The 26,663-nt window shown below is 61.4% G+C and carries 25 protein-coding genes and 2 pseudogenes; 11 read left to right on the top strand and 16 right to left on the bottom strand.

Going from position 1 to position 26,663, the window contains the following annotated elements; genetic code table 11:
* Positions 1-49: 49 nt before the first annotated feature.
* Both NKJ08_RS03190 and NKJ08_RS03185 read right to left on the bottom strand, forming a co-directional pair.
* Positions 50-1,609, bottom strand: coding sequence for an amidohydrolase family protein (locus tag NKJ08_RS03190; protein WP_352781214.1), 1,560 nt, complete (start codon positions 1,607-1,609; stop codon positions 50-52).
* 334 nt (positions 1,610-1,943) lie between these two features.
* Complete coding sequence (locus NKJ08_RS03185; RefSeq protein WP_352781213.1) at positions 1,944-3,365, bottom strand: L,D-transpeptidase; 1,422 nt, start codon at positions 3,363-3,365, stop codon at positions 1,944-1,946.
* A gap of 212 nt (positions 3,366-3,577) precedes the next feature.
* Here NKJ08_RS03185 and NKJ08_RS03180 point away from each other — a divergent pair, with 212 nt between their 5' ends.
* A complete protein-coding gene (locus tag NKJ08_RS03180) occupies positions 3,578-4,585 on the top strand; it encodes a hypothetical protein (RefSeq protein ID WP_352781211.1) in 1,008 nt (335 codons plus the stop codon).
* Between the two features lie 278 nt (positions 4,586-4,863).
* Here the strand turns inward: NKJ08_RS03180 and NKJ08_RS03175 are convergent, their stop codons facing one another.
* A complete protein-coding gene (locus NKJ08_RS03175; protein WP_352781210.1) occupies positions 4,864-6,183 on the bottom strand; it encodes a hypothetical protein in 1,320 nt (439 codons plus the stop codon).
* 168 nt (positions 6,184-6,351) lie between these two features.
* On the opposite strand from NKJ08_RS03175, the gene NKJ08_RS03170 reads away from it, so the two are divergent.
* On the top strand, positions 6,352-6,525 hold the full coding sequence (locus tag NKJ08_RS03170) for a hypothetical protein (protein ID WP_352781209.1): 174 nt from the start codon (positions 6,352-6,354) through the stop codon (positions 6,523-6,525).
* On the opposite strand, the pseudogene NKJ08_RS03165 reads toward NKJ08_RS03170, so the two are convergent.
* The 4 genes and pseudogenes from NKJ08_RS03165 to NKJ08_RS03150 all read right to left on the bottom strand — a co-directional run.
* Positions 6,511-6,681: pseudogene (locus tag NKJ08_RS03165) on the bottom strand (AMP-binding protein); the annotation flags it as partial. The gene NKJ08_RS03170 and the pseudogene NKJ08_RS03165 sit on opposite strands and share 15 nt — an antisense overlap.
* A 55-nt stretch (positions 6,682-6,736) precedes the next feature.
* On the bottom strand, positions 6,737-7,282 hold the full coding sequence (locus tag NKJ08_RS03160; RefSeq protein WP_352781207.1) for a hypothetical protein: 546 nt from the start codon (positions 7,280-7,282) through the stop codon (positions 6,737-6,739).
* A 303-nt stretch (positions 7,283-7,585) separates the two neighbouring features.
* Complete coding sequence (locus tag NKJ08_RS03155) at positions 7,586-8,902, bottom strand: tyrosine-type recombinase/integrase (RefSeq protein ID WP_352781205.1); 1,317 nt, start codon at positions 8,900-8,902, stop codon at positions 7,586-7,588.
* A 524-nt stretch (positions 8,903-9,426) separates the two neighbouring features.
* Positions 9,427-10,386 (bottom strand): PfkB family carbohydrate kinase, encoded by a 960-nt coding sequence (locus tag NKJ08_RS03150; RefSeq protein ID WP_352529089.1) that lies wholly within the window; start codon positions 10,384-10,386, stop codon positions 9,427-9,429.
* A 249-nt stretch (positions 10,387-10,635) separates the two neighbouring features.
* On the opposite strand from NKJ08_RS03150, the gene NKJ08_RS03145 reads away from it, so the two are divergent.
* Both NKJ08_RS03145 and NKJ08_RS03140 read left to right on the top strand, forming a co-directional pair.
* On the top strand, positions 10,636-11,625 hold the full coding sequence (locus NKJ08_RS03145) for a hypothetical protein (protein WP_352529091.1): 990 nt from the start codon (positions 10,636-10,638) through the stop codon (positions 11,623-11,625).
* Position 11,626: 1 nt separating this feature from the next.
* Positions 11,627-13,102 (top strand): FAD-dependent oxidoreductase, encoded by a 1,476-nt coding sequence (locus NKJ08_RS03140; RefSeq protein WP_352529093.1) that lies wholly within the window; start codon positions 11,627-11,629, stop codon positions 13,100-13,102.
* A gap of 39 nt (positions 13,103-13,141) precedes the next feature.
* On the opposite strand, the gene NKJ08_RS03135 is transcribed toward NKJ08_RS03140, so the two are convergent.
* Both NKJ08_RS03135 and NKJ08_RS03130 read right to left on the bottom strand, forming a co-directional pair.
* A complete protein-coding gene (locus NKJ08_RS03135; RefSeq protein WP_352529095.1) occupies positions 13,142-13,612 on the bottom strand; it encodes a YbhB/YbcL family Raf kinase inhibitor-like protein in 471 nt (156 codons plus the stop codon).
* A gap of 56 nt (positions 13,613-13,668) precedes the next feature.
* Positions 13,669-14,106, bottom strand: coding sequence for a DUF2267 domain-containing protein (locus NKJ08_RS03130; protein ID WP_352529097.1), 438 nt, complete (start codon positions 14,104-14,106; stop codon positions 13,669-13,671).
* Positions 14,107-14,297: 191 nt separating this feature from the next.
* Between NKJ08_RS03130 and NKJ08_RS03125 the strand changes: the two genes are divergently transcribed.
* A complete protein-coding gene (locus NKJ08_RS03125) occupies positions 14,298-14,855 on the top strand; it encodes an Hsp20/alpha crystallin family protein (RefSeq protein WP_352781202.1) in 558 nt (185 codons plus the stop codon).
* Between the two features lie 85 nt (positions 14,856-14,940).
* On the opposite strand, the gene NKJ08_RS03120 is transcribed toward NKJ08_RS03125, so the two are convergent.
* Positions 14,941-15,369 carry a CBS domain-containing protein gene (locus tag NKJ08_RS03120; RefSeq protein ID WP_023677862.1) on the bottom strand — a complete coding sequence of 143 codons (429 nt, stop codon included), beginning with the start codon at positions 15,367-15,369 and terminating at the stop codon, positions 14,941-14,943.
* Positions 15,370-15,726: 357 nt separating this feature from the next.
* Between NKJ08_RS03120 and NKJ08_RS03115 the strand changes: the two genes are divergently transcribed.
* The 4 genes and pseudogenes from NKJ08_RS03115 (at position 15,727) to NKJ08_RS03100 (ending at position 20,527) form a co-directional block, all read left to right on the top strand.
* The gene (locus tag NKJ08_RS03115; RefSeq protein ID WP_352781200.1) at positions 15,727-16,479 is read left to right on the top strand and encodes a phosphoribosyltransferase; all 753 of its coding nucleotides are present in this window, start codon (positions 15,727-15,729) and stop codon (positions 16,477-16,479) included.
* Between the two features lie 11 nt (positions 16,480-16,490).
* A complete protein-coding gene (locus NKJ08_RS03110; RefSeq protein ID WP_352781198.1) occupies positions 16,491-17,174 on the top strand; it encodes a dienelactone hydrolase family protein in 684 nt (227 codons plus the stop codon).
* Positions 17,175-17,301: 127 nt separating this feature from the next.
* The gene (locus tag NKJ08_RS03105; protein ID WP_352781196.1) at positions 17,302-17,802 is read left to right on the top strand and encodes a DUF6496 domain-containing protein; all 501 of its coding nucleotides are present in this window, start codon (positions 17,302-17,304) and stop codon (positions 17,800-17,802) included.
* 192 nt (positions 17,803-17,994) lie between these two features.
* Positions 17,995-20,527 (top strand): annotated as a pseudogene (locus tag NKJ08_RS03100) (NAD-dependent epimerase/dehydratase family protein).
* A gap of 134 nt (positions 20,528-20,661) precedes the next feature.
* On the opposite strand, the gene NKJ08_RS03095 reads toward NKJ08_RS03100, so the two are convergent.
* A complete protein-coding gene (locus tag NKJ08_RS03095) occupies positions 20,662-21,963 on the bottom strand; it encodes a flavin monoamine oxidase family protein (protein WP_352529109.1) in 1,302 nt (433 codons plus the stop codon).
* Between the two features lie 76 nt (positions 21,964-22,039).
* Complete coding sequence (gene betI / locus NKJ08_RS03090; RefSeq protein ID WP_502896071.1) at positions 22,040-22,756, bottom strand: transcriptional regulator BetI; 717 nt, start codon at positions 22,754-22,756, stop codon at positions 22,040-22,042.
* Positions 22,757-22,869: 113 nt separating this feature from the next.
* Here betI and NKJ08_RS03085 point away from each other — a divergent pair, with 113 nt between their 5' ends.
* Both NKJ08_RS03085 and NKJ08_RS03080 read left to right on the top strand, forming a co-directional pair.
* On the top strand, positions 22,870-23,088 hold the full coding sequence (locus NKJ08_RS03085; protein WP_352529177.1) for a hypothetical protein: 219 nt from the start codon (positions 22,870-22,872) through the stop codon (positions 23,086-23,088).
* Between the two features lie 2 nt (positions 23,089-23,090).
* Positions 23,091-23,351 carry a hypothetical protein gene (locus NKJ08_RS03080; RefSeq protein ID WP_352529113.1) on the top strand — a complete coding sequence of 87 codons (261 nt, stop codon included), beginning with the start codon at positions 23,091-23,093 and terminating at the stop codon, positions 23,349-23,351.
* Positions 23,352-23,405: 54 nt separating this feature from the next.
* Here NKJ08_RS03080 and NKJ08_RS03075 read toward each other — a convergent pair whose 3' ends face one another.
* The 4 genes from NKJ08_RS03075 to NKJ08_RS03060 form a co-directional block, all read right to left on the bottom strand.
* Positions 23,406-24,464: a dipeptidase gene (locus NKJ08_RS03075; protein ID WP_352529115.1), complete on the bottom strand. Its 1,059-nt coding sequence runs from the start codon at positions 24,462-24,464 to the stop codon at positions 23,406-23,408.
* A 186-nt stretch (positions 24,465-24,650) separates the two neighbouring features.
* Positions 24,651-24,950 carry a GNAT family N-acetyltransferase gene (locus tag NKJ08_RS03070; RefSeq protein ID WP_352529117.1) on the bottom strand — a complete coding sequence of 100 codons (300 nt, stop codon included), beginning with the start codon at positions 24,948-24,950 and terminating at the stop codon, positions 24,651-24,653.
* Positions 24,943-25,578: an alpha/beta hydrolase gene (locus tag NKJ08_RS03065; RefSeq protein ID WP_352529119.1), complete on the bottom strand. Its 636-nt coding sequence runs from the start codon at positions 25,576-25,578 to the stop codon at positions 24,943-24,945. The genes NKJ08_RS03070 and NKJ08_RS03065 overlap by 8 nt, the downstream gene beginning before the upstream one ends.
* Before the next feature lie 10 nt (positions 25,579-25,588).
* Positions 25,589-26,521 carry a VOC family protein gene (locus tag NKJ08_RS03060; RefSeq protein WP_352529121.1) on the bottom strand — a complete coding sequence of 311 codons (933 nt, stop codon included), beginning with the start codon at positions 26,519-26,521 and terminating at the stop codon, positions 25,589-25,591.
* Between the last annotated feature and the right edge of the window lie 142 nt (positions 26,522-26,663).

Raw genomic sequence — 26,663 nt, 5'->3', positions numbered from 1 at the left:
AATTGCCACTGCGTGGCTTTGCACATTGCTGTTTGTCAGTCTCCATGCATCACAAGGCTTGCTTCACATAATCCGGCAAATTGACGTTAGCTTTGAGCGCTGTGATGAAATCCGGATCATCGGTCGCCGTGATCGGCGCCATCGGCATCGGCTTTAACGCCGACGCACTGGCGCGCAGCACATCTTGCAGTGTCGCAAAGTCGTCTTTTGCTTCCAATTCAAAATCAATCGTGATCGCTTCACGCTCGATCGCTTTGAACGCCAGCAATGCTGCGCCCGGCGCGCTCCCAGCGAGTTCAGGCAGATGCGCAAGGCCGTAAGTCAACTTGGCAATAGCCGTGCCGAGCGACAATCCAGCCAGCGGGTCATCACCCGATTCCGTGAGATCAAGCGAAAAATCTTTCCCTCCTATGACCACACGCTCTTGGCGTTTTGCGTCGAAATCCAGAAACCCTAGCCGTCCGTGCCGGGGCCGACCGTCGATGGTGACGGCGAGGATGTCGCTCTCACGAGCGTTCACTAGTTGGTCGTATGGGTCAGCCGAACTCCCTTCGAGGATGAGCAAGTCCGCTTTCAGGCCACGCGTCACAGTACCCACCTGGCCATGCCAGCCGAGCATTCTCGCAGGCGCTGACGTTACCATGCGTACCAATTCTTGCGTGGTGAACAGCCCACCGTGATGTTCGCTCACGATCCGCGCGACCTTAAGCTCGCCCAACAGGTTCTTGCTGCCGCTGGGCGACCAGTCCGAACCCAGGGCGATCAACAAGCCCGCGGTCTTCGCTGCCGCGACGTCGGCGGTCTGGCCATATAGGAGGAGATTGGAAAGCGGCGACCAAACCATACCAGCGGCAGCCTTCAGCCTCTGATAGTCGCCTCCTTGCAGCGCTGTGCAATGGATAGGAATGAGGTCTGTGTCGATAGCCCACGTATTGGGTAAGTATTCCAAATCCAGGAAACGTTGCCGCGCATCCGGATCAGTGCCTTCGCTAAGATGATAGAAGAATGGCCGGTCCTTTTGCAGCGCCGGAACCAACTTCGTAGCGATTTCGGGCGGTGTATAGTCGAGCGTCTGTGTACCCGCCGCCGAAAAGGCTGCATCGTTTGGCGCCTCTACATTTCTCGTGAGGCCCTGATACCATTTCTTGCCGCCACTGCTGCTGGTGCTCAACCCTTGTGTGGTCGTCGTTCCGCCCAGTAGAGACCGGCATTCGACGAACCGGGCAATGCTGCGAGGATAGTCGATGTCCGCATTTGCGCCGATTACCTTGGCCGGCAGAGAGATCGAAATCGGATAATCGGGTTCGTGCTCTCGCCATTGGTTTCGGTTCGTATAGGACCTCGGCACCGTCCACAGCGGCAGGAAATTGTAGCTCAGATGATTGTGCAACTCTATCAAGCCGGGATAGAGCGTCCCGCCTGTCTCGATCGCCATCATCCCTGCAAAAGGTTCGGGAACATGCGCCGGATCGGCGACAACCGCGGCGATGCGGTCAGCTTCGATGCAAACCGCGCCGCGCGGATAGACCGTGCCCTGCGCATCCATCGTGACAATTCGTCCGACAAGAACTTGTCGGGTATCGTGACTGGACGCGAGGAATTTTCCCATGATGTTCCTCCCAAAGAAGCTGCTTTGCCGAGTCCTGCAAAACGGGCGTCAGCGAGCCATGGAAGGCGTCACTAGATTGAGACGTCGCATTTTCCAGTTTCAATTCGATTTGCCAGACTTCAGATTGAAAAAAGATAATATCGTTTGCTGCCCACACTTCCAGTTGGCCGCCGATTACAGGCAGATTGAGTCAAATTTTCGCAGCGAGCAGTTCAAGGCAGGTGTCGTCACCTGGGAAAATAGGCTCCTGGAGCCGATCTGTCCTGCGCCTTAAGCGAGGTCAAAACGCTCATCGAGTTTCATTTTGCGCTTGTTCTGAGCAGCCCCGCTCAACTCAAGCGTATTCCACCAGCAGCCGAAACCCTTGCGTGCTCGAAAGCGTCTCCCTCAGCTTGGTCGCGCAATCCTTCAGCTTGTCGCCGTCCTCAACAATTCCAACACAACCGTGCGTACCGGGAGGTGGCCCGTCCGGATGAATCCGAAATGCACCTCTATTGCCGGTCCGGACTACTTCGTCGATATCAAAGGTAAATCCGATGTTGCCGCGGGTACACCAATGCTCCGAACGCTTTCTGTAATTCCCCACCACAAAATAGCCGGGGGGCGTGGGGCCATTCTTGCGCTTGTAACTGGTGATAAAGCCCCCTGTCGTTGCGTGGTACGACCCGACGACCTTGCCGCTGGTGTTCGCGACCGCAAGGGTCCCGGTGTAGCGAACCACCCGGCTATCGTTGAATGCCTGGTCGATCTTGAAGGTGGCAAGCACCGGCAAACTGCGAGTCAGTGGGTCAAATTGTTCGACATTGCTCTTGGCGAACTCGGAACCTACTCGTAGTTGGTCGGGGCTGAACGGGGGCTCGGCTGCGCCGGCAAGAAAATCCCTGACTTCAAACACTACGTCGGGTGGGAGTCCATCAAGGGCCCGATCGAAGGCGCTCCTGTGGCTCGTATGTAGCTCCAGGGTGATCTCTCCCGGCCCCTCCAAAGACAGATCGGAAAGCTTAGAAAAGATCGCTAGCCAATCAGAGATCTTATCTTCAGAGGGGTTTCTAATGGTCGCCTCCCCCAGCCTGACGACGCTGGACTGGATTTCGTCCTCATAGATTTCTTCAATCAGACTTTCGCTGCCTATGATCCGGCTCAGGATGTCCGTCGCCTTCGCGCGAACAAGCGGCCTTGCAACCATTGGCTTGCGTTCCACATCAATGCCACTCAGGATCTGTACGTCGCTCAGCGGAATGGCGGATCCAGCCTCATGCTTGAACATGGCGTGGGCAAGCAGCAGCATGTCGGCGTTGGACGCCAAGTTTATCTGCGTGTTGCCGTCGAGTTTGCCGTCGGACCACTTCGCCCAACCATTGACATAGGCCTGAACCTGTTCGCGTGTCGCATCAGGCCCGGCGTACTTGCGGGCCAAGTCCGCGACGGAAAATGTTCCCGTGTCACCAAAACCATAGAGGGTCGCTAGGAGGTAGTACCAGGCGGCAACGCCAGTCTCGGGAGTCTGATAGATCGTGGTCTGGTTTCCAGCGCTGTCGGGTGCAGTAAAACCGACGTATCCCGCGCGTTTCTTTTGCCACGGCCTTATGTTCAGGGCGCCGGGATTGTTGGTCCTAATCGATCTTTTTACGGCAATATCATCGGGGGATGCGGAGAACCACCCTCCGTCGACCACTGTACCGAAGTTGACGCCTCGGGTTCCGTTCCGGACTGAATTACTCAACTTTGACAAGAGCTTCGAACGCGCTTCAAACATATCAAGCCCCCTTTCTTATTCCGTCGGAAGTTTAGCATTTTATGGTTTGGGTTGCCATGATAAGATATAAACCCATTACATGAGAAATACTACTATCCTGACTTAGGCGTATCGGGAGGATGGTTGCGGCTTCGCAGCCAGGCGGTCAACGTGGTGTCACGCTTCCACCGTAGGAAGGGTGCCTCACGCAGCCGCCATGAAAAGGGGGGGACATGGAAAAGCTCAGCTATCGAGATTTCAAAGCGATGATCATGAATCCGGACGTCCCGGACTCCGAAATCGCGCCGTACCTGAAGGCCTTACCGGAGGCGAGCGGTCCGTTTGATCCACGCGTGGTTCCGGATCCCGACAAGGTCGAGCTGACCGCAGAAGCGCAGTTTGATATCCAGAATGCGGTCAAATGGGGCAACACGGTGTCGCGCTGGCGCCGCCACCAAGCCTTCAATAACGCGATCGCTAACGGCGTACGCAAGCCCGTCCTGGTCTCCGAGGGGGATTCTTGGTTCCAGTTTCCTTTGCTCATCGAGGACGTCGTAGACCACCTGGACATCGATTACCTTATCTGGAGCCTGGATGCCGCTGGCGATACGGCTGATGACATGATCAACCAGAACCCCGAATACATGGACAACCTGCAGGCGCAGAAGCGGAACCATGTGAAGGGTTACATGTTTTCTGGCGCCGGCAACGACATCCTCGGCGAGGACTCCAACGGGAATCCGGTAATTTGGAAGCTCCTTAAGCAGCATGTGGCTGGCAAGAATGCAGCGTGGCATGTTGACATGTCCGCGCTCAATTCGGTGCTTGCTCACCTTGAGACCGACTATCGCAAAATGGTGAGGACGATCCGGTCCGATTCCGATTTTCGTCATCTGCCGATTTTCATTCACGGCTACGACTATGCCATCCCTGCAGGCTTTCCCGGTGATATGAGGGATCCCGCCTGGGAGACACCACATGACAAATGGCTTGGCGGGCCAATGCGGCAGAAGGGCATCGCCGATCCTGCTTTGCAGCGCGACATCATGCGGGTGCTGGTCGATCATCTCTATGACATGCTGGAGAGTGTCGCCGGGCATAGCGCAACAACTCGCATATATCTCGTCAATGTACGGAACACGCTTCACAACGGCGACTGGGCCGACGAAATCCATGGCACCTCACCGGGCTTTGGTAAGGTGGCGGCGAAGTTCAAGAATGTTATCCGCCAGAATATCTGACAGCCCTGACCTGGGTAGAGTTTGCGGCAAATCGTACCGCCCGGCCGGAGCGAGGACGAGACGCCGGACCTCCGCGATTTCGCTGCTACCGCAGCGTTGGCATCATGACGTTACTGTCAAGCGACTGTCTCGCAGGAGTATTTCCCCGCCGGTGATCGGCGGGCGGGGTCTTGGCATTGAAGCCGCTCGCTGCAATACGCCTTCGCGGCCAGAGCATCGGTACCGACGTCATCAGCAGCGTGGCCTGATCGGCCAGCAGCAGCCAGTGCCTCTCAGTTCTAACTGTATTTCGACTTATACCGCTCCCCGGGAGCCAGCCAGCCTTCAAGATAGTCCAGGGGATCCATTGTACCGAGCATTGCTCTCGCCAGGGCGAGACGCCCCATTAGTTGGGCACGTCGTTCGCTCTCCACGTCCTCCATGCGCCGCTCCGCATCTTGGAAGAAGCGTTCAACGGACATCGCAGCCGCCCACCTGTCCATAATGTCTGAAAGTTGCTTCTGGCTCTCGGTGTTCGCCTGCTCCACGCGCCGTTGATCTTCCTCACGAAGGTAGCGTTCGTGTGCTTCTTCCCATTCCCGTTGTCGCTGTGCTGCAGCCTCCTCCGCGGCGGTCATCAACGCCTGAAGTTCATCCTTCGAACTTTCCAGCTTCCGGACAACCGCCGGGATCATCGCGCTGATCGAACTCGTCGCAGTCTCTTGCCAGATCTCAACCCAATCGACACCGTTGAGGGGAGAATAGGCGACCAAGCGAAACCGCCCACAAGGAAGGTCTTGCTCGGTAGTCCATGAGTTAGCCAGCTGCCAGGATCTGGCCGATTTTATAACCTTGCTATCCTCGCGGAAGTACTTTCCACCGAAATAGCGCATGGTAGTGCGTTCGGTCATCTCGGTAAGCGCAAGGCCCACGGGCACAGATCCAATGTAGGTGATGGTCGGCCGATGTGGCGACCAGATACTTCCCGAGGAGTAGCGCCCATACTTGCGGTCTTTCCCCGGCGCTTCACGCTCTTCTATATGGACGCGACCCATCTTCTGATCGGGTGGCGCGAATAGAACGCGATATCCCTTTCTGTCAAAGGCAGTGTAGACCTCGTTTGCAAGATCGAGCGCACGAGCCAGGAAGGCTTCCGAGGCAACGACGTCGGGCAGAAGGTATTTATAGGGCCTCAGGAACTCGCCCTCGTCGACGTTGCGCGATTTCCGGAAGTGCCCCTCCACTCCGGTCAGCATCGGGTGACGACCCGACCTGGTGGTCTTGGTCATGACCGCGCCATCTGGCTTTCGCCTGACACGGTTTTTGACAGGTACCGCGATGGGCTTGTCCTTCGACCAAGCCAGCTGATCACCCGGACGCTCAGTCGGCAGCTCGGGACGAGGTTTAGCTTTCCCAACCGCCTTTTTCTGCCAATACCCTACCGGCGGACGGGGTACATTGAGTGCCTCACAAACACGTGCAAGATAAGAGCCTGACACTCCGAACTTTTCAGCCAGATGGTTGATCGGAGTTACCCAGACCCGCTCGTATAGGTCTTCTCGCGAAATCTCGAACGCTTTTAGGCTTGGAGCACTGGGTTCTACGTCGTTGGTTGTCATTGGGAATCCTGCTTCTCCTCCAGCCACAGCGACGAGTGATCCGCGGTTCACGGCAGACCCGCGACATCACGAAATAACTGTCGCCGCCGCCGCCCGTCCAGAGGCAAATTCGACGCATTGAAACGACAGACTGACGTCTCCAACCGTTGCTAGGGATATCCACATTATGTGGCCAAGGCGGAGAAGAAAGGCGCACGAAGGCTGAAGTCGATGAGATCCATCCGCTGGCTAACCGGCCACAGACAGGAGACGCTGGAGAAGGATTTCGGCGGTGCCGATCCGCGCGCCGCCGTGATTGAGAGTAGCATCCGACCGACCATGGATGATGATCGCACCGATTGAGGCTGTTGCCAGCATGAAGGCGGCGGTTTCGGGCATGCTCGGCATCATGGCCACCACGCGGTGGCCTTGCGCAACGCCCGCCGCCTTCAGAGCCTGCTGCAGCCCGAATACCAGTGCATGAAGCTCATTCCAGGACATGCGGGTTCGAGCCTTGTCCTATCCCTGAAGACAATCACAGCGGGCCGTACCCACGTGGCGTCCTCTCACAAGCTTACGGGAAGCGAGCTTTGACCAGGGGATGCATCTCGAATTGCTGTCTTGTAAGTTTCAGCGTCTTCAGAAGATCGATGGCCACTCCCTCGATCTCGGGCGCGTAGCTCGTGACTAAGTCGGACGTGTCCTTCCAAAGCTTGTTCTCGTCGGCCTGCATGGCGCTTTCCGCGTCGGCTGGGGGGCGATCATTGTAGCGGATATTACGAAGAAGGTTCAGTAGCTGCGAGACCATCTTGTAATCCACGTTGCCGCTGACGCCTTGGGTAAGGTCGATGGCCGCCTGGTTGTCCACTACGCCGCTCTTTAGAGCTTGGGCCATGACGCCAGCGTACAGGACCTTCACCCGATCCTCGCACCACTTTTCCAAGTCGGGCATCGAAGTTATCGGCCTTGATGTGTCGAGCTCTGAGGTACCGCCGATGAAGACCAGATTGCCTAGCGGGGGCTCGATCGAAACCTCGCCCATCTCAAACTTGAGATGGTAGCCGACGAAGTGGTGACCAAGCTCGTGCCGAGCACGATCCAGCCCTGAAACTGCAGCCATAAATTTCACCCTCCCCATACTGCACCGGCTTTGGCTGACTCTTTGTCATCGCTTATAGGAGGTCCCAAAAGGAGCATGGCGTTTAGTTAGCGGGGCCCTATTCCGTCAACGGCGTCAATCCGTGAAGCGATCCGGAACCAGCACATCGAATGGCCGCTTACGGCGCAGATGTGCCGCTACTACCGTGTGTCTGCGTGTCGGCGTGTCGGCTTATAGTCCACTTTGGTCCGCCGAACGTCCGAGTTAAAGCAGCCGCTAGCCCCGGACAAGGCCCGTGGCAATGCGGAAATGTCTTCGGACCATCTAGTCCTCCTCGCTGACTAGTTCAGAAAGCAGGCGCCTGCTTGGAAGTGCGTGCCACGCGGATGTGCGGCGCTTCGATTCTTTCTGGCGCGATCGACCGGCCTCGATCATTCGACGTGAGATGGCCTCTTGCTGCTGGCGCAGGTGATCGCTCAACAGCTTGTTGCGAGTGATGTAGCCAGCGTTAACGCCTGGGATCGAGTGGTTCATCAGAAGGTGAACGTCCAGCTCCGCAACGCCCGCGGCTTGTGCGATTGTGCGGAACGTCTGCCGCAGGTCATTCCCCCATTTCGATAGATCGCTGCGTTTCTCCTTGTGCTCGATGACGTGACCACTTTCGCTCTCGGCCGGGAAGAGCCACTCACGCGATTGTTTGGCATAGAGAGCCCGACCAATGCGCATCACGCGAACCAGACAGCGGATCATGGCGTTCGAGAGCGGTATGTCGAATGCCTTGACCTCGCCACCCTTCGGCTTGGGTATGTGAAGGACACGCGCGCGAAAGTCGACATGCTCGACCCGCGCCTTTCTGATGGCTTCCGGACGATGGCCCGAGAGCAGCATGAACAAATGCAACTCCCGCCGAACAGGATTCTTCAAGGCCGCGAGCTGGGTGAACCATTCCTCGAGATCCGAAAGCCCGAGTGCGGTGTTGCGCCGATGTTCGGCATTCCAGTCTATGGCTGAGACAGGGTTGTCCGCAGGGAGCGCGCGGGCGGCTTTGCGAGCATGATTGTAGACGGCGCGCAGCGTTCGCATGCAACCATTGGCGATATAGGCACCGTTGTCCTTGGTGAGCTTCTCATGCCGCACGGTTACGAGGGAAGGATCATTGCCCAGCTTGGAAAGCGGCTCGTCAAGCCAGTCCGCCAAAAGCCGCTCGACGTGGTCACGATAGTTGTTGATCGTCCCATCGCTTCGGCCTTTGTTCTTCATATGCCCGTCGCGGTAGCGTTCCCAGGCAATGCGCAGTGTGGGGTTCGAAATCGATGGCAAATCAACCGCTGCAGCATCCCTGTCCTGCTTGCGCGTCGACGCGCGAGGGTCAACGCCGTTGGCGATCTTGCCAAGAATATCCTTCGCCTTCTTCCGCGCCGCGCGCGTCGTGATTTCACCAACCTCAGCAACCTTCATTCGGACGGAAAGCCGCTTTCCCGCCTTCCTTCGCTCACCCTGGACAACGAATGTCTTTTGCCGTTTGCCCACAAGCACCATGAAGCCCGGCAGATCGGTGTCACGAGCAAAATATTGGCCCGAAGACGCCGGCTGGAGACGTTCGATGGCGCGATCGGTGAGGGAGAGGCGAAGGTCTGTCATGAAATTAGTACGGGATTAGTACGGCAATTGCGTCGTGTTCGATCTGGCTAGATCTGCTGGTTTGTCTACGCTATCATAGCCGTGCAGCACGAAAACAGCAACATCTTGAACACCTTAGAACCAGAGAATCGTACAGCGACCGGCATTGGGAAACAACAGGAAAGGCCGTCTGACAAATTCCTAATCTGTAGGTCACAGGTTCGATTCCTGTCGGGATCACCACGTTTTCAATAGGTTACCTGACGGGTAGCATCACTTAGGCTCAGGATAGGCTCACAGATTTTTTCGAGCGTTATCGGCTTATCAGCTTCCCAAGCAAGTCTATCCCGCAGTACTTCATCTTGACCTCCATGGGCTAAAGCCGATTCGGCTTTGCAGAACCCACGCTAACCCCTGCGCCTCCTCCGCGCAGGAAGCCGGCTAGATGATCTTCAGTGCACTTTTTGCCTTGTTCGCGCCGCGTCGCTTCCTGTACCGCTCGGCCAGTCCCGGCATGAGTTCGGGCCGCGTGGTCCCGACACCGGCTACGCCAATTCACGTCCATTGCAACGTTCGACCGATCCGATCATTTGCTGGAATTCTCTCATCGACGGATAGGACTCCTGTGCGCCTTTCTTCCCGACGGCAATGGTCGATGCCGCCACGCCCCAACAGGCGGCGTCATAGGGCGATTTGCCGTCGAGCAAGGCGACCGCCATCGCCGCGATAAAGGCATCGCCGGCACCCGTCTTGTCGACCACCTCTACCGGCGGGGCGAGGATTTGCATTACGTCCTGATCCAGGGCCAGAAAGCAGCCACCCTGTTCGAGCTTGACGCATGCTATCTCGACCCCAAGCGCATTGAGCTGGAGCGCGGCTCGGGCTGCGTCCTCATTGCTGGCAATCCGTACACCAAGCAGATCCGAAGCCTCTTGCTGGTTAGGGGTGACGGCATAGAAGCGGTCAAGCTGCGATCGATCGATTTGGTCGGCAAAGGTGGGATCGGCAAGGATTCGCAAGCCACGCTCTCGCGCCGTCGCGAACGCGGCATTCAGGACTGGCAAGGAAATTTCAAAGTCGGCAACCAGTATCGATCGATCAGGAGCATTCCTGATGGCCGCCACGACGTTCTCAACGGTCGCATCATCCCAGGACATGTTGGCGTTCGATGCGGACAGAATCGATTTCGTGCCGTCCTTCGGAACCGCCACCATGGCAACGCCGGTCGGGATTCCATGTGCGACGCCGACATGCTCCAGACCGAGCCCGGCCTCCTTTAGCGGACCCACTGCGTTCTCGGCGAAATGGTCGTCGCCGACGCGCCCGACAAGCCTCGTCGGAACGCCGAGGCGGTGGGTGAAATAGGCGACGTTGGCGGCCTTGCCGCCGGCGCGTTGGGCGAAGCCGCTGGCCCGCATGTTGCCGCCGTCGCCAAGCGAGCCCTGAACGTCGAATTGCAAGTCGGCGTTGATGCTACCCAGGGAGAGCACGATCGGACGCGACAACGAAACCTCCTCCGTGCGGAAGTGAGCGGCTGGACCCGAAACTCATGATCAGGCGGAGGGTTCCCGGGTCGGGCCGGCGGAAACGGCCAAGGAACCCGCCGCCGATCAGATCGTTTCGCCATATCTGGCCAGATCAACCGGAGCGGAGGAAAGACATGCTCGATATGCCGCATGCTCATAGTCGCATGGGACCGGACATCGGCCAGCTCTGTCATGAGTTCGGCTTCAGTGAGTTCGGGCTTTGGCGCGATGCTGCGTGATGTTGACTACGTCCTGCGGAAACTCGACTGGATGCGCGCGGAAGGCATCTGGCCCAACGGCTTGCGTTATCTCTGGACGGACGCCTTCGGGGTCGTGCTCTACGTCTCGCTTTATACGGAACTTGGCGAAGAGCGCTGGCTGGACGAGGCCGAGCGGCTGGTGGCGGATGTCGAGCGTGTGCTTGGCCGCCGGCGCGGACTGAGGATCGGCGAAGCGGCGGATCGCGACGGACAGTATTTCCACTATCTGGCGATGTGGCTGTTCGCCTTGGCGCGCCTCGGCGATCTGAAGGCGCAATACCGCAAGCGCGGCATTGCGCTGGCGCGGGACATTCATCCGGCTTTTGTGATCCCCGGCCGCGGCGTGATCTGGAAGATGCAGGAGGATTTGAGCAGCCCATATCCCGGCTACGGTCTCGGCAGCATGGACGCCTATGATGGTTATGTCTCTTACCGGATGCTCGATGAGGACGCGCTGGCGCCCGAGATCGCCCAGATGCGTGACCTGATGGAGCGCGACTGGCGCACCCTCGACATCGAGCAGGATCTCGGCCTCGGCATGATGCTGTGGCTCGCCCACTTCTTTCCCGCAGAGCCATGGGCCGAGGACCAGACGAGGCGTTCGCTGCGAACCTTGGAAACGATGTGGGTCGACCCGCCGGGCCATTTCAGCCGCGCCCCATGGCTGCGCGATACCAAGTTCGCCTTCACCAATTACGGCGTGTCGCTCGGCCTGCAAGCCGCTGGTATCTGGCCGGAGCGTGTCGATAGGCTGAACGCCTTCTTCGAGGACTGGCGCTCCGGCGACGAATACGACCGCGAGGCGATCACCTGGGTCATGGCCTGCACCTCGCACCTTCCCGGTGCTTTTCTGACCCGGGGTGGCGAGAGAACGATTGAAAGCGCCGAATCGTCGGAACGTTCCTCTGCCGGCGCGGTTGTCGATGGAAGTGCATCGAGACGCAAGGAACGCGGTTGAAATGGCCACTCTCTTGGGAAAACCGGGAAGCTGTTGGGCGGCGGCCGCCAGCTCTACGAACTATCCCTCGCTCGAGGGCTCGATCCATGCGGACGCCGTGATCGTGGGGGCAGGAATTGTCGGATTGACGACGGCGCTTCGCCTTTGCGAGGCCGGCCGGTCGGTGGTCGTCATCGAAGCCCTGCGCACAGGCGGCCAGGTGACCGGCCGCTCGACGGCCAAGATCACCACGCAGCACGCGCTGATCTATCGCCATCTCATCGACACCTTCGGCCGGGACCTGGCGCAGACCTATGCCGATGCGAATTCCGCCGGCGCCAAACAGATCCGCGATTGGGTTCGCGAGTACGCCATCGCCTGCGATCTTGAGAGCAAGGACGCCTATACCTACACCCGCGACGAAAGCCGGCGCGACAAGATTGCGGCCGAGGCAGAGGCCGCGCGCCAGGTCGGGCTGGAGGCCGAGGTCCTCGACCGCGCGCCTCTGCCTTTCGAAACGGCCGCCGCACTACGGTTTCCCGACCAGGCGCAGTTCAATCCAACGATGTATCTGGTTGGCCTGGCGGAAGCGGTGACAGCCCGTGGCGGTCGGATTTTCGAAAACAGCCGCGCCACCTCGATCGACGAGGCAGACCGCTGGCGCGTCGCCACCGATGGCGGCGCCGTTGATGCCGAGCACGTCGTCGTCGCCACCAACATGACGGTGAAGAGCCCGATCGGCATGGCGAACCGGACCCAGCCGCGCTGCCACACCGCCATGGCATTTCGGATCGATGATCCCCTCACTGTCGACGGCATGTTCATCGGCATCGACGATCCAACGCATTCCATCCGCACAGGCCGCGATGCCGAGGGTCCGCTGCTGGTCGCGCTTGGCCCCAAATTCGACACGGGCTGGGATGGCGACGTGGCGAAGCGGTTTGTCGAACTGGGAAAATGGGCAAGAAAGAACCTTCCGGTCGGCGACCTTGCGTGGCACTGGTGTAATGAGGACTACGATACGTCCGACAGGGTACCGTACGCTGGCGAACCCGATCCCTCCAAGGCCGCTGGCTTCCACATTGCCACGGGCTTCAACGCCTGGGGCATCACCAACGCAACTGCGGTGGGCAGCATGATCGCGGATTTGATCTGCGCCCGCCCAAGCCCATGGCAAAAGCTCTACGATCCGGCGCGGCCCTATCCCAAGGACTTCCACAAGAACGGCCGCAGTCAATCGATAGTCTCGAGCGTCCACGACATTGCGCCCGGCATGGGTGGCGTGATCGTCAGGGGTGACGAAAAGATCGCTGCGTGGAGAGACACCGAAGGCGCACTCCACACGGTTTCGGCGACCTGCACCCACAAGGGCTGCACCGTAACCTGGAACAACGCGGACCACACTTGGGATTGTCCCTGCCACGGCTCGATCTTCGCCGCCGACGGTTCGGTCATCCACGGCCCCGCCCGAAAACCGCTTGCCCAGATTACATTGTGAAGGCGGGCACTGTGAAGGCGGCGACCGATGCCGCCGGCGTCATCCTGGCCGTTCGTAGGTTCCGACCAGCTCCGTCTCCTCCAATGCGTGTTTCTGGGCTTGCTTCCAGACCTGATGCACGCCCGCCTGTCCCGGTACACTGAGGCTCGGCACATCGAGCGCGGCCAGCCGGAAATGGTAATGATGGACGCCATGCCCTACGGGCGGCTGCGGACCATCGTAATAGGCATTGCCGAAATCGTTGGTGCCTTGCCTGAGTGCCGACGGGCCGGGCTTGCCGTCTTCGGCCTCGGCGAGTCCGCCAGCATCCGGCGGGATGTTGAACACCGCCCAGTGCCCGAAAATCCCGCTTGGCGCGTCGGGATCCTGCACGACAAGAACAAGGCTCTTGGCACCATCCGGGACACCGGACCACTTCAGCGGCGGCGAGACGTTCTGGCCGTCACGCGTATACCTTTCGGGAATTTTTCCGCCTGCCGGGAACGCCGGGCTGATAAGGGTGAGTGGCATCTCTATTTCCCCAAGGAGAATTACGATCGAGAACCCGCTTCGAGGACGGGCGCCATTCACGCCGCTTGCTGAGCTTCCGCGACACGTCTGATTTCTCCTGGCAGGGATTCCCAGATCTTGTGCATCTGTCCCTCTCCGACATGACGGGCAAGCACCTTTGACACGACCCTGAACGCATCCTTGGAATCGACCGGACGGGTGAATTCCAGCTCCGCCTTGATCTTGGCCAGAAACTCATCGAGCGACCGCATCTTCTCGGGAGCTTTGGAAGGCTGATATCGGTCGTAGTAGGCGCCGCGCACGAGAAGCGGCAGCTGCGAGCCGAGGTGGGCTGCAACATCCGGCTGCATGCGGTCCCGCAGGGCGTGGAGCACCGCTCCGAGAACGTGCCAGGCGATCTGCCGATCCGGCCCAATCTCGTCCATGATCTCGTCGAGCCAGATGTTCGTGGTCTGCAGTGTCTTGTCGAATACGTCGAGTCCGGTGGCGCTCATCGAAATCCTCCTTCCGTTCAAATCCGATTACGGCGGATGTGACCAAACAGTCCTGCCTGCCGGTTGTTCCCCGATGCGCATTCCGCGGTGCACATTCCCTGTCGTCGGCGGCTCCGTTCTGACGGGATTCGAGCTGGCTTTTGCCGCCGGTTTTCGACCCGCCTTTCTCGGCCGGCGCTCGGAACATCCTCATGGGTGGACGAGTTTTATTTGCTGTCGCCGATTGCATGGCGGCGAGCGATGCAAACAGGAAAAACAGGAGAAGAACCATGGCAAACCGTGACTTGGCGTCCTGGACGCCATCCCGAAGTCTCTATCCATCCGGACGAGATCCGCTTACGTCATTCCACCGGCAGATCGATCGCCTGTTCGACGACTTCTTTGCGCCAATGGCCGAAGCGACTACGGCCGGCGATCTTTGGCCGAGCGTCGACGTATATGAAACAGACCAAGCCTATAAGATTACCGCCGAATTACCGGGGCTCGAGCAGAAGGACGTTGAGCTCAAGCTGCGCGACAACACCCTCTCCATAACGGGCGAGAAGCGTTCCGAGCACAAGGAAGGCGTTGGCGGCCGCACCTATAGCGAACGCAGTTATGGCCGGTTTCAGCGGACCATCCCCCTGGATGTGGAGGTCGATGCCGACAAGGTACAGGCCACTTTCAAGAACGGCGTTTTGGCCGTCGAGCTTCCGAAGAACCCCGCTGCAAAGGACAAGACGCGCCGCATAGAAGTGAAAGCGCGATAGATGCCAAACTGAAGGCTGCCTGAGCAGGCGGCGTTCAGCCCGATGGAGAAACGGCCAGCACGGCGGCAACCGCGCGGGCGAGTGTCTAGCGCCGGGGATCGTCCGTCGCCTCGGAAACGCCTTCGAGTGCGATCTTGGCGGCTTCCTCATCGGTCCGACCGAGGTCGGCCAGGGCAATGACGCCGACGAGGCGCTTGTCATGGTTGATCACCGGAAGGCGCCGCACCTGATGCTTGGCCATGATCTTCGCCGCATCGGTGATATCGGCATCGTCGAAACACCAATAGACATGCTCGGACATGACCTCGCGGACGGTCGTGTTGCCGGCTGAGCGCTCCTCGGCGACGCCGCGCATCACGATGTCGCGGTCCGTCACCATGCCGACCAGCCTGTCATTCTCGCCGACCGGAAGAGCCCCGAGATTGTCGGCCCGCATTTTCCGGGCGGCATCCCTGATTGTCGTGTTCGGGCCGACCAGTTCGGTCCGACGGCTCATGATCTCCTGAACTTGCATGGGATATTCCTCTCTCTGATTGCCGAGGCAACAAGTCGCCAAAACGCGGCCGTTGCTGCGGATCGCGAGATTGCCGGGTGGCCGGACGAGGCTTGTACGGATCACTATCTGCAGTCTTCTTCTCGATCCGCGCCAATGCGTGTGCCGGCACCTCGCGATCGAAACTATTCTTGGAACGTCCAAGCAGCGAGCGAGTTCCAAAATAGTGCCGGCGCAGCAGGCTTGCTCACGGGAGTAGCCGCAGGCTTGCTAACGGGAGTAGCCGCAGGCTAGCCGTACTGGTTGACTTGGCCAAGGCTCAAGCAGGCTGGTGAAAAACATCCACTGGGAAAAACAGATGCACGCGGATTGAAGATCATGGCTATCATCTTTTCAGATCGCCGCGAGGCCGGGCGGCGACTCGCCGGGGAGCTCGTTCGCTTTGCCGGGCGCGACGACGTCATCGTGTTGGCGCTGCCCCGAGGCGGCGTGCCGGTCGGCTACGAGGTCGCGCAGACACTCAAGGCACCGCTCGACGTCTTCATCGTGCGCAAGCTCGGCGTTCCCGGTCACGAGGAGCTGGCCATGGGGGCGATCGCGCCCTCCGGCGTACGTGTCCTGAACGACGAAATCGTCAGCGGTCTCGCGATCCCGCCACATGTCGTCGACGCGGTCGCCGCAAAGGAGGAAAAAGAGCTTCTGCGCCGCGAGCACCTCTATAGGGGCGGGCGGCCCCCACCGCAGTTGAACGGACAAACCATTATCCTCGTGGATGACGGGCTTGCGACCGGATCGACCATGCGGGCGGGGATCAAGGCGCTTCGAAAAAGCCACGCCGCCCGTATCGTCGCGGCCGTTCCCGTCGGCAGCCCCGACACTTGCGACGCGATGCGGGCAGACGCCGACGAGGTCGTTTGCGCGACGACGCCGGAGCCGCTCCTCGGTGTCGGCCGGTGGTACGTGGATTTCTCACAGACAAGCAATGAAGAGGTCCGCGTGCTCCTCGCCAAATCCGTGCCCAAGCCCGCTGCTTCCAAAGAGGTCTCGCTATCCGAAGAGGCCCCGCTATCCGAAGAGGCATCAGCCGGGCACGCGGCCGCCGGCTCGGTGCGCAGCAAAAGATCAACGTAGCGGAGGTGGGAATGGACCGGGTTTCACTCAGCGAGCAGGTCGTGCGTGTTCCCGCGGGTCGCGTAACGCTTGAGGGCAATCTGTCGTTGCCCCCGGATGGCCACGGCCTTGTGCTCTTCGCCCATGGCAGCGGAAGCAGCCGCCACAGCCCGCGCAATCGCTACGTGGCCGAACGGCTAAACGAGGCGAACCTCGCCACGTTCCTCGTCGACCTGTTGACGGCCGAAGAGGAGCGGATCGACCAAGTCACGGCCGAGTTGCGCTTCGATATCGGGCTGCTCGCGGACCGGCTGGTCGGCGTCACGGACTGGCTCGGCGCCTCGCCGGACACGTCGGTGCTGCGTCTTGGCTATTTCGGCGCGAGTACGGGCGCCGGTGCCGCCCTGGTGGCGGCGGCCGAGCGGCCCGACCAGGCCGCGGCCGTGGTTTCGCGTGGTGGCCGGCCCGATCTTGCAGCGCTCGCCCTGCCGCACGTCCGGGCGCCGACCTTGCTCGTCGTCGGAGGCGCGGACACGCAGGTGATCGCGCTCAACCGCTCGGCGCTGGCGGCGCTCCACTGCGAGAAGGAGCTCGCCATCGTCCCTGGCGCGACGCATCTGTTCGAAGAGCCTGGCGCCCTGGACGAAGTCGCGGACCTCGCGAGCCGATGGTTCTTGCGCCATCTGATTTCGGAGAGATCGGCGTCGACGTCCTGACGGCTGGGTCTTGGATCACCAGCTCTGGGATCATTTGCGTCGTCAACGCGTTAGGGCCTCCGATAGGACAGAGACAGCGCGCACTCGCAACCCGAATGGCTGCCGCAACCTGTATGGGAGAAGGGCAATGCCGGACAAGAAAACCATCGAGAAGGCCCGAAAGGACAAGCGCGAGGGCAAATCGCCGAGCACGCAGGCTGGCGAGTTCGTGCACGAGGAGATCGACAAAATCCGCCACGGTGAGCACGGCGCACGCTCAACCCAGCAGGCCATCGCCATCGGGCTTTCCGAGGCGAGACGCGCAGGCGTAGACCTGCCCCCGCCCAAAAAGGGCAAGGTGAAGGAGAGCACGCGCAAAAGCGCCGAATACGCCTATGAGGCCGGCCAGGGCGAACGCAGGCCGAAACGCCGCCCGCGGGTCTCGAAAGCCGTCTCCAAGGTGCTCGAGCACGAGCCGAAGAGCACGGCGTCGCACGAGGCGCTCTCGCAGCAGGCCAAGCGTGCGGCCGCGCCCCGGCCGGCGGAGGCGCGCTCGGCCGCCGCGAAGAAGGCCGCCGAAACGAAAGGCGCTCGCGGAAGGAAGCAGGCAGCGCAGAAGGCCGCCAGAACGCGGGCACGCCACGCATAGTTCACGACGGCAGTTCGCCTCCAGGAAACCCGATATGGCTGCCCGAACGACCGATATCGAGCTCCGTTCCGGCAACATGATGCCCTGCATGGGCCTTGGAACGTGGCAGCTCACGCAGGACATGAACGTCGCGGCCTTGGTATCGGCAATAGTCGGCAGGAGACCGGTCAAGGCAATCGAGTGTGCCTCGAGATGACCGGCAAAACCCGTCCCACCGTCCTGATCACAGGCAGCAGCGGGTTTCTGGGCCAGGCGATTGCTCGCGGCCTGATGGAGCGCTACGACATCATCGGCCTTGATGTTGCCAGGCGGCCCTTGCCCGGCGTCGAGACGATCGAGATCGACATTACCTCGGACGCGAGCGTGGCGAAGGCGCTGGCCGAGGTGCGCGAGCGGAGCGGCGGCCGCATCGCGTCGGTGATCCATCTCGCGGCTTATTACGACACGACCGGCGAGGACAATCCGAAGTATGGCGCGGTGACCGTCGAGGGGACGCGCCGGCTGCTGAACGCGCTGAGGGGGCTCGAGACGGAGCAGTTCGTGTTTTCGAGCACGTTGCTGGTGCATGCGCCGAGCCCGGCGAAGGGCGCCAAGATCGACGAGGAGTCGCCAATCGATCCGGCCTGGGCCTATCCGAGATCGAAGGCCGAGACCGAGACGCTGATCCTGAAGGAGCACGGCGACATCAAGATTGCGATCCTGCGACTGGCGGGTGTCTATGACGAGGATTGCCACGCGGCCTTCATCGCTCAGCAGATCGCCCGCATTTTCGAGCGCATGCCGACCGCCTATCTCTTCACCGGCGACATCACCACCGGCCAGCCCTACCTGCACCTGGACGATCTCGTCGACGCCGTGGTGCGCACCGTCGACCGCCGCGACGAGCTTCCCGACGAGACCGTACTGCTGATCGGCGAAGAGCGGACGCCGTCTTACGACGAGATGCAGAAGCAGATCGGGCGACTCTTGCATGGCGAGACCTGGCGGACCCTGTCCCTGCCAAAAGAGGTGACGAAGCTCGGCGCCTGGATGCAGGAGAAGATCCTCGACCAGGAGACCGACATCAAGCCATGGATGATCGAGAACGCCGACGACCACTATGAGATCGACATCTCCCGCGCCGGGCGCCTGCTTGGCTGGAAGCCGCGGCACAGCCTGACCGCTACCTTGCCGCAAATGATCCGGCGGCTGAAGGCGGACCCCACCGACTGGTACAAGAAGAACAAGCTCGAACCGTCGGCGGGCGCCGCTTCCGCGCCCGAACTCGACCAGGCCGCCGAAAGGCTGCGGCGCCCGCTCGAGCGCTCGGACGACGAGGTCGAGGCGGAAACCGAACGCCACCGGGCCGCAACCCTCTGGGCGCCGCTGACCAACATTGCGATCGGGCTGTGGCTCGTGGCATCGCCCCTTCACGCTCGGCCTGTTCGATCCCGCCGCGGCGCCGATTCCGCCGGCGCTCGGGCATGAGATCGCCTCGCCGGAGATGCGAGACGGCAGGCTCGGCATCAGCGAGATCGTATCCGGCCTCGCCATCCTGTCGCTGACGCTTCTCGGCATGCGCCGGCGCTGGCACGGCCTGCAATGGATCACGGCCATGATCGGCGTTTGGGTGATGTTCGCGCTGCTCCTGTTCTGGACCACCAGCGCCGGGGCCTACGCGACCGACACGCTGGCCGGCATGCTGATCGTCGCGTTCGCGGTGATGATCCCGCCGACGCCGGGCATCAGCCGGCGTGCCCCTGCCGCCGATGACGACCGGCCGCTCGGCTGGAGCTATTCGCCCTCCCTCTTCACCCAGCGCATCCCCATAATCGGCCTCGCCTTTGTCGGCCTGTTCGTCTCGCGTTATCTCGCTGCCTATCAGCTTGGCCACATCGATGGCCTTTGGGATCCGTTCTTCGATCCGGGCGAAGCGCCGGCCGGCAATGGCAGCGAGGCGGTGGTCACCTCCTGGGTCTCCAAGGGCTTTCCGATCGCCGATGCCGGGCTGGGCGCCTTCGCCTATGCGCTGGACATCCTCGCCGGCGCGATCGGCGATCGCCGTCGCTGGCGCACCATGCCGTGGATGGTGCTGCTGTTCGGCTTGCTGGTCATCCCGCTCAGTGTGGTCAGCGTCGGCTTCATCATCATCCAGCCGCCGCTCATCGGAGCGCTGTGCACGCTCTGCATCGTCCAGGCCGCCGTCACGGTCGTGCTCATCCCCTATTCGGTCGACGAGGTGCTGGCGAGCTGTCAGTATCTTTGGCGTGCGAAACAGGCGGGAGAGCCGTTCTGGCGCACATTCTGGTGCGGCGGTCCGGCACTTTCGGAGGACCAGACGCCGACGCCGGATCTCGACCGGCCGCTATCGGCTGTGGCGCGGGACTTCGTCACCGGCGGTGTGAACTTCCCGTGGACCGTTGTCGCGAGCACGCTCGCCGGCGCCCTGCTGATGATCACGCCGCTTGTCTTCGGCACAAACCCGCCGCTCTACTTCAGCGACCATGTCACCGGCTGCCTGATCATTATGGTCGCCGTTACGGCGATGGGCGAAGTGGCGCGCGCCGTTCGCTTTCTGAACATCGCGCTTGGAGCCTGGGTTGCCTTCTCTCCCTTCATCCTCGCCGGCGGCGCGGCTGCGAGCCTCGCCAATCTGGCGATCGGAGCGCTGCTGGTCGGGCTCAGCCTGCCGCGCGGCACGCGCAGCGCTGCCCATTATGGCGGCTGGGACCGGGCCATCGTCTGAGGACATTCGGCAGCGCCGGACGTGTCGAGATGAGAGATCGCCGAGGCTAGTCAAAGTAGGGTCGGCGGCTTGACCAGCAGGCCGAGCTGTGGCAATGCGCGTCGATCCCGCTCGGCACCTCGATACCGCCTCGCTTATGACCCCGAGGCTCTGCTGGCGATGGCCGACTTAATAATTTTTCGAGCAGCAATGCGGCCGGCGACGATGGCGCCCTCGACATAGCCCGGAAATGATGGCGACAGCTCCGACGAGGCGAAATGGATCGGCGACGCGCCGGCGCGGATAATGCGTTCGGCATCGGTTGCCGTCGCATCGACAATCAGATCGCTGTAACCGCCGCCGCTCCAGCGATCCCCAGTCCAGTCGCGATAACTGAGATCGATAATGCCAGCCGCCTCGATACCAAGCGCCTCTTCCAGCTTTGACGTCACCTTTGCGCGTAATGCCGCGTCGTCCAGATCCCGCCAGCGCTGCGCCAGCGGCCCGCCGATGAAGACGACAAGTGCTGCATGATCCTCGTCCCTACTGGCATCGCAGGCAAAAAGCCCGTGCGGGTCGCGCCACATCACCATGCCGCTCAAGCCCCTGTCGCGCCAGAAAGCCCTGGGGTAGCGCACCAGCATTTTGATCACCGCGCCGCTTTGCCAGAAGCCGAGGGCTCTCTTCAGCACAGCCGGCAGCGGCGGCACGAAATCCACTCTCGAGGCCATCATCGGCGGTACGGCGACCAGTACCGCTCGTGCCTCGATCGCGCCGGCAGGCGAAACGACGCGAACCCCTCCCGGCCCGTGCTCAATGGCCTCGACAGCTGTATTCAGCCGCAGTCGATCGCCGAGATCCCGCGCAAGATCATCCGCCAGCGAATGCATGGTTTCGCCCACGAAATACTGCAGCTCCGACACCTCGTTGGTGATGCGGCGATCATTGTCGATCAAGTACCACAGCGGCAGCCTTTCCATTGCCAGGCACCACAGGCCCTCGATCATCGACCGAAAGGCGGCCTTCGCATCATCGGGATCGGCCTGGCGATCGAGCCATGCCGCGACCGTCAAGCCGGCAATGGTCGGGTCGTTCGGTGCGATCGCATTCATCCGCTCGCGCATTCGCATCGCGGTGCCGTAAGTGCGCCCGGCTTGCGCCTCGCTCATTCGCGGCTGCGTGACGAATTCGCCTGCGACATGGGTCTCGACCAATGTCTTGCCGCGCGTTCGCACCAGCGCCATCAATTCCGGCATGTCTTCGCACAGGAACTGGCCGCCGCTGTCGATCCGCTCGCCGAGCCCGTTCTGCACGGCTTCGACGCGGCCGCCGACACGGTCGCGGGCTTCGAGCAGCACGACATCGATCCCGGCGTGGTTCAATTCACGCGCGGCCGACAGGCCGGTGAAGCCGGCGCCGACAATGGCCACATCGGCTCGTTCGATCTTGAACTTCATTAGCCGGCCTTGATCTTCTCGAATGTCAGGGGCCGGATCATTGTCTTCATTGCTGGTCCACCCTCTTTTTGATGGTTCACGCCGGCCTGGCACCGCGGGCTGCAGAGTTCGGATAGTGCTTGGGGAATGCCGCAGACAGGAACTCGTTCGCGGCCCGCAGCGCCACCTCGCGTGTGCTGCCTTCGGTGCCCATCATCAAACGCAGCCACAGACCATCCAGCATGGCGCTGAGCGCCAGCGCCATGACTTGCGGCTCATAGGCATAGAAGCCGCTCTGCTTGAGCGCCGCGCAAAGATCGATGAAGATGTTCTGGTAGACGGCATCGCGTGCGCTGCTCAGCGCCTGATATTTCGGTCGCGATTTGGCCTCGCCCCAGAAGGCACACCAGGCAGCCAGCTTGCGCTTGTTGCAGATCGAGCGGTCGAAATCGGCCGCCACCAATGCCTGCAGCTGGCGGGCGGGATCATCGCCGGCCTTTTGCAAGGCGCTGCGCCAATGCGCCGAATACTCGTCATGCATGTATTGCAAAGTGGCGACGAGCAGCTTCTCCTTGCTCTCGAAATGGAAATTGACGATGCCGCGCGACAGGCCGGCGCCGTCGGCGACGTCGGCCATAGTCGTTTCCGAATAGCCGCGCTTGGCCAATGAATCGATAGTCGCTTCGATCAGTTGAACCTGCCTTGTCTCTTTCGCCGCTTTGCGGCCGCGCTTATCGGAATCGCTTTTTCGCGCCGGTTCGAGGAGGGCTTTGCGCGCCTCTGTTGTCTTCATCGGGGTGATGGTCTCCAGCATCGCCGGCTAGCCGACTGGCTTCGGCCGCGAAGATCAGTGGGACGGTGTTTGGCACTGTCAAGCACCTTCTGCATGGCAGCCCATATTCGAATGTTCTCGTCGAGATTGCATCCTTGGAGAAAACGACGTCGAAGGCACCGTCGGCGAAAGGCAGCGATCCCGGCGATGCAGACCAGATCAGCGCCGCCGAGCCCGCCTGCAGCGGACCTTGGGTCGAGATCTACGCCAGGCGCGAGCTGCAATATCAAAAGCTGCTTAAGCGTGCCAAACTGGTGCCGCGGCTGGTCGTCAGGCTCGACCGCCGCACTGCCAATCCGCCTGCGGATTTCTGAATATGGCCGACGACACCGACAGTCACGAAATCGATGCCGAGGCCGCCGAGCAGTGGCAGCTGGTCAACACGCCGCTCGGCGAAAAATGGTCGGGACGCACCCGCTACGCCGCGGCCATGTTCTTCTACAAGCGCGGCGAGATGAACGCTGAAACGCTGGAGGTCTATCGGATCTGCGCGCGGCTGGATTCGACCGATCCGCTGCCGATCATCCGCGACCGCGGGGTCGGCCAGGACTGGCTGAAGCGCATGGGCTTCGAATAGCCCAGGGCATGTTGAAAATCACGTCAGGCCTGCATCACTGAATATCGACATGCCCTAGCCGATGGTCTTTTCCAGCATGCCGAGCCAGTTGCGATAGGCGATCTTCTCGATCAGCGCGCGCCCGAAGCCGCGGGCTGCGAACGCGTCGAGCAGCCTTGGGAGGCCGGCGACATCGCCGATCGCGGCCGGGATCATGGCGCCGTCGAAATCAGAGCCGAGACCGACGCCGTCTTCGCCCAGCGCCTGCAGCAGCGAATCGACATGGCGCACCATGATATCGAGGCTGGTGTCGGCGTTCATCCTGCCATCCTCGCGCAGGAACCCGGTGGCGAAGTTCAGCCCGACCATGCCGCCCGTCTCGCGGATCGCGCCGAGCTGCCATTCGGTGAGGTTGCGGGAATGTCCGCAGATCGCGTGCACGTTGGAATGGGTCGCAACCAGTGGCGCATCGCTGATCTCAGCTACATCGCGAAAACCTTTTTCATTGAGATGCGAAAGATCGATCATGATCTTCAGCTGGTTGCAGGCTTTCACCAGCGCCTTGCCGGCATCGGTCAGCCCGGGCCCAGTATCGGGCGACGACGGGAAACGGAACGGCACGCCGTGGCCAAACGCATTGGGACGGCTCCAGACGATGCCGAGCGAGCGCAGGCCGGCTGCATGCAGGACGTCGAGCATGGTGAGCTCGGGGTCGATCGCCTCGACCCCTTCAATATGGAAAACCGCCGCGATCGAGCCTTGCGCCATCGCCTTCCTCACGTCGCCGGCGCTGCGGCAGACGGTGAGCGCCGAAGTCCGCTCCAGCCTGAACAGGATCGAGGCCATTGCCACGGTGGAGTTGAGCGCATCGGCGCGCGGAACCTCAGGCGGCAGCGGCTCGCTGTCGCTCGGCGCCAGCGGCACCGCGCCGCGTTTGGATTTCTCGACAGGCGGCGGGAAGATCGCGAACATGCCGCCGGCAAATCCACCTTTCTTCGCGCGCGGCAAGTCGATATGGCCACCCGGCGTTCCCTCGATGAACAGCTTTTCGACGTCCGCATCCTTGGACTGGTAGAGCCTGAGCAGCGTATCGTTGTGGCCGTCGAAGACGGGAACGAGATCGGATTCGGTCATGGAGGGCCATTCGGTTGAAGTGGTCGGGCCGCGCTCGGCGAGCCGGTTTGCTGGCAATACTTAGGCAAGACGGGCGCTGTGCGCAAATCCCGCATATTTGCGGTCGTGTTTGTACGCCTCCAATGGCCGAAGGGGCACGCGGTAAAGCCGCGCACCCTTTCTTCCGTCATTCGTCGAGGGCTGTCCTTACCGTTTCAGCACGTCCGCCCATTCCGGATGGCGGCGAAACTGGGCGTTGGCGAACGGGCAAAGCGGGATGATCTTCTTGCCCGCCGCGCGCGCGTCCTCGACGGCGCGGGTGACCAGGCGAAGCCCCGCGCCCTGGCCCCGAAATGCATCCGGCACTTCGGTATGGTCGATGATGATCTGGTGCTCGCCGATCTTGGTGAAGGTCATCTCCGCCTCGGCGCCGTCCGGCCCACACAGGAGGTAGCGGCCCTTCGAGCCGCGGTCCTCCAGCTCGATCTCCGGCAATAGGTCAGACATGGCTTACGGTCCTTTCGTCCGGCGCAACGGCGAACAACCGCCGCGCCGCCTCGATCTCATTCGGCCGCACCTCATGGCCGCCGTCATGCCACTCGACTGTGACATCGGCGCCATCGGCGCGCAAATAGGCTTCGAGCCGCGCCGTCAAATTAGGCGGGCAGATCGGGTCCCGCCTGCCGGCGGTGACCAGGATGCGGCTGCCGCCAAGGCTGCCCTCGACCTCCGGCTCGAACGGGATCAGCGGATGCATCAGCACTGCCGCGTCGAACAGCGACGGTTCGGCAAACAGCACCGAAGCCAGGATGTTGGCGCCGTTGGAGTAACCGAGGCCGAGCACCGAAGATGGTTTTGCCGCCTCGACATGCGCCTTGACGAAGCCGGCCATCTTGTCCGTCGCTCGCGTGAGGTCGCCCATGTCGTAGACGCCCTCGCCGGCGCGGCGGAAGAAACGCGCAGCGCCTTGTTCCGAGACATCGCCGCGCGGCGAAACGACCGTCGCTTGCGGCGCAAGATCGCGCCCAAGCGACAGAAGCTGGGTCTCGTCGGCTCCGGTGCCATGGAAGACGAAGAGCAGCGGTCCGCCCGGCGAACCGGGCAGCACCTTGTGAATATACGAATCCTTGCTCATGACTTGGCCCTCAGTCTTCCAGTTTCTGCAGATGCTGCTCGAGATAGGGCCGCAAATGCTGGTGTTGCGACGGCAGCTTCAGCGCCTCGCCGAGATGGGCGGTATCCTCGTCACGGTCGAAGCCGGGCTCGTTGGTGGCAACTTCGAACAGCACGCCGCCCGGCGTGCGGAAATAGATCGCCCAGAAATAGTCGCGGTCGATCACCGGCGTCACCTGGTAACCGGTGTCCATCAGTGCCTTGCGCACTTCGAGCTGCTTGGCGCGGTTCTCGACGGCGAAGGCGACATGGTGGACCGAGCCGGCCCCGAGATTGGCGACGCCGGCCCCCGGCAGCGATTCGATGTCGACGACATCCGCGCCATTGCCGTTCTTCACCGCCAGCCGCCTGACATTGCCGGATTTGTCGACCTCCTCATAGCCCATGAACTTCAGCAGCTCTTCGGTGGCGCCGCCGTCTTTCAGCCTGAGCGATACGGAATGAAAGCCGCGGATCGCGTCGTCGGTCGGAATGCCACCCTTCGCCCATGGCGCACGGCTGTCCACTCTGTCCTCGACCAGCGCAAAGGCGTCGCCGTCGGGGCCGGCAAAGGCAAGACGCTTCTCGCCGAACGTCTCCTCGCGAGAGAGCCCATTGACGCCTTGCTCGGCAAACCGCTTTTCCCAGTAGCCAAGCGTGCCCTCAGGCACCGAGTAGGCGGTGGTGCCGACTTCGCCGACGCCATGGCGGCCCTTGCCGATGTTGGGGAACGGGAAATAGGTCATCACCGAGCCGGGCGTGCCAACCTCGTCGCCGTAGTAGAGGTGATAGACGTCCGGCGCGTCGAAGTTGACTGTTTTCTTGACCCGGCGCAGGCCGAGCTTGCCGGTGAAGAATTCGTTGTTCTGGCGCGCATCGCTGGCCATCGAGGTGACGTGATGCAGGCCCTTGATCTGCTCGAGCATGTTTCTGCTCCTTCCCTTGTGCTGGTGCGGCCCTTGCCGCTGTCCACGCCAATATGAGCATCCGCCTCCTGGCCGCAAAGGCGACAAACACAGAATGGACTGTGCTGTTAAAGTGAACGATCAAGCGCGTTTTGTTCACATT

It is taken from the genome of Mesorhizobium sp. M0244, from assembly GCF_040321795.1.
Classification (GTDB): Bacteria; Pseudomonadota; Alphaproteobacteria; order Rhizobiales; family Rhizobiaceae; genus Mesorhizobium.
This window is presented reverse-complemented; position numbering and strand designations above follow the sequence as displayed.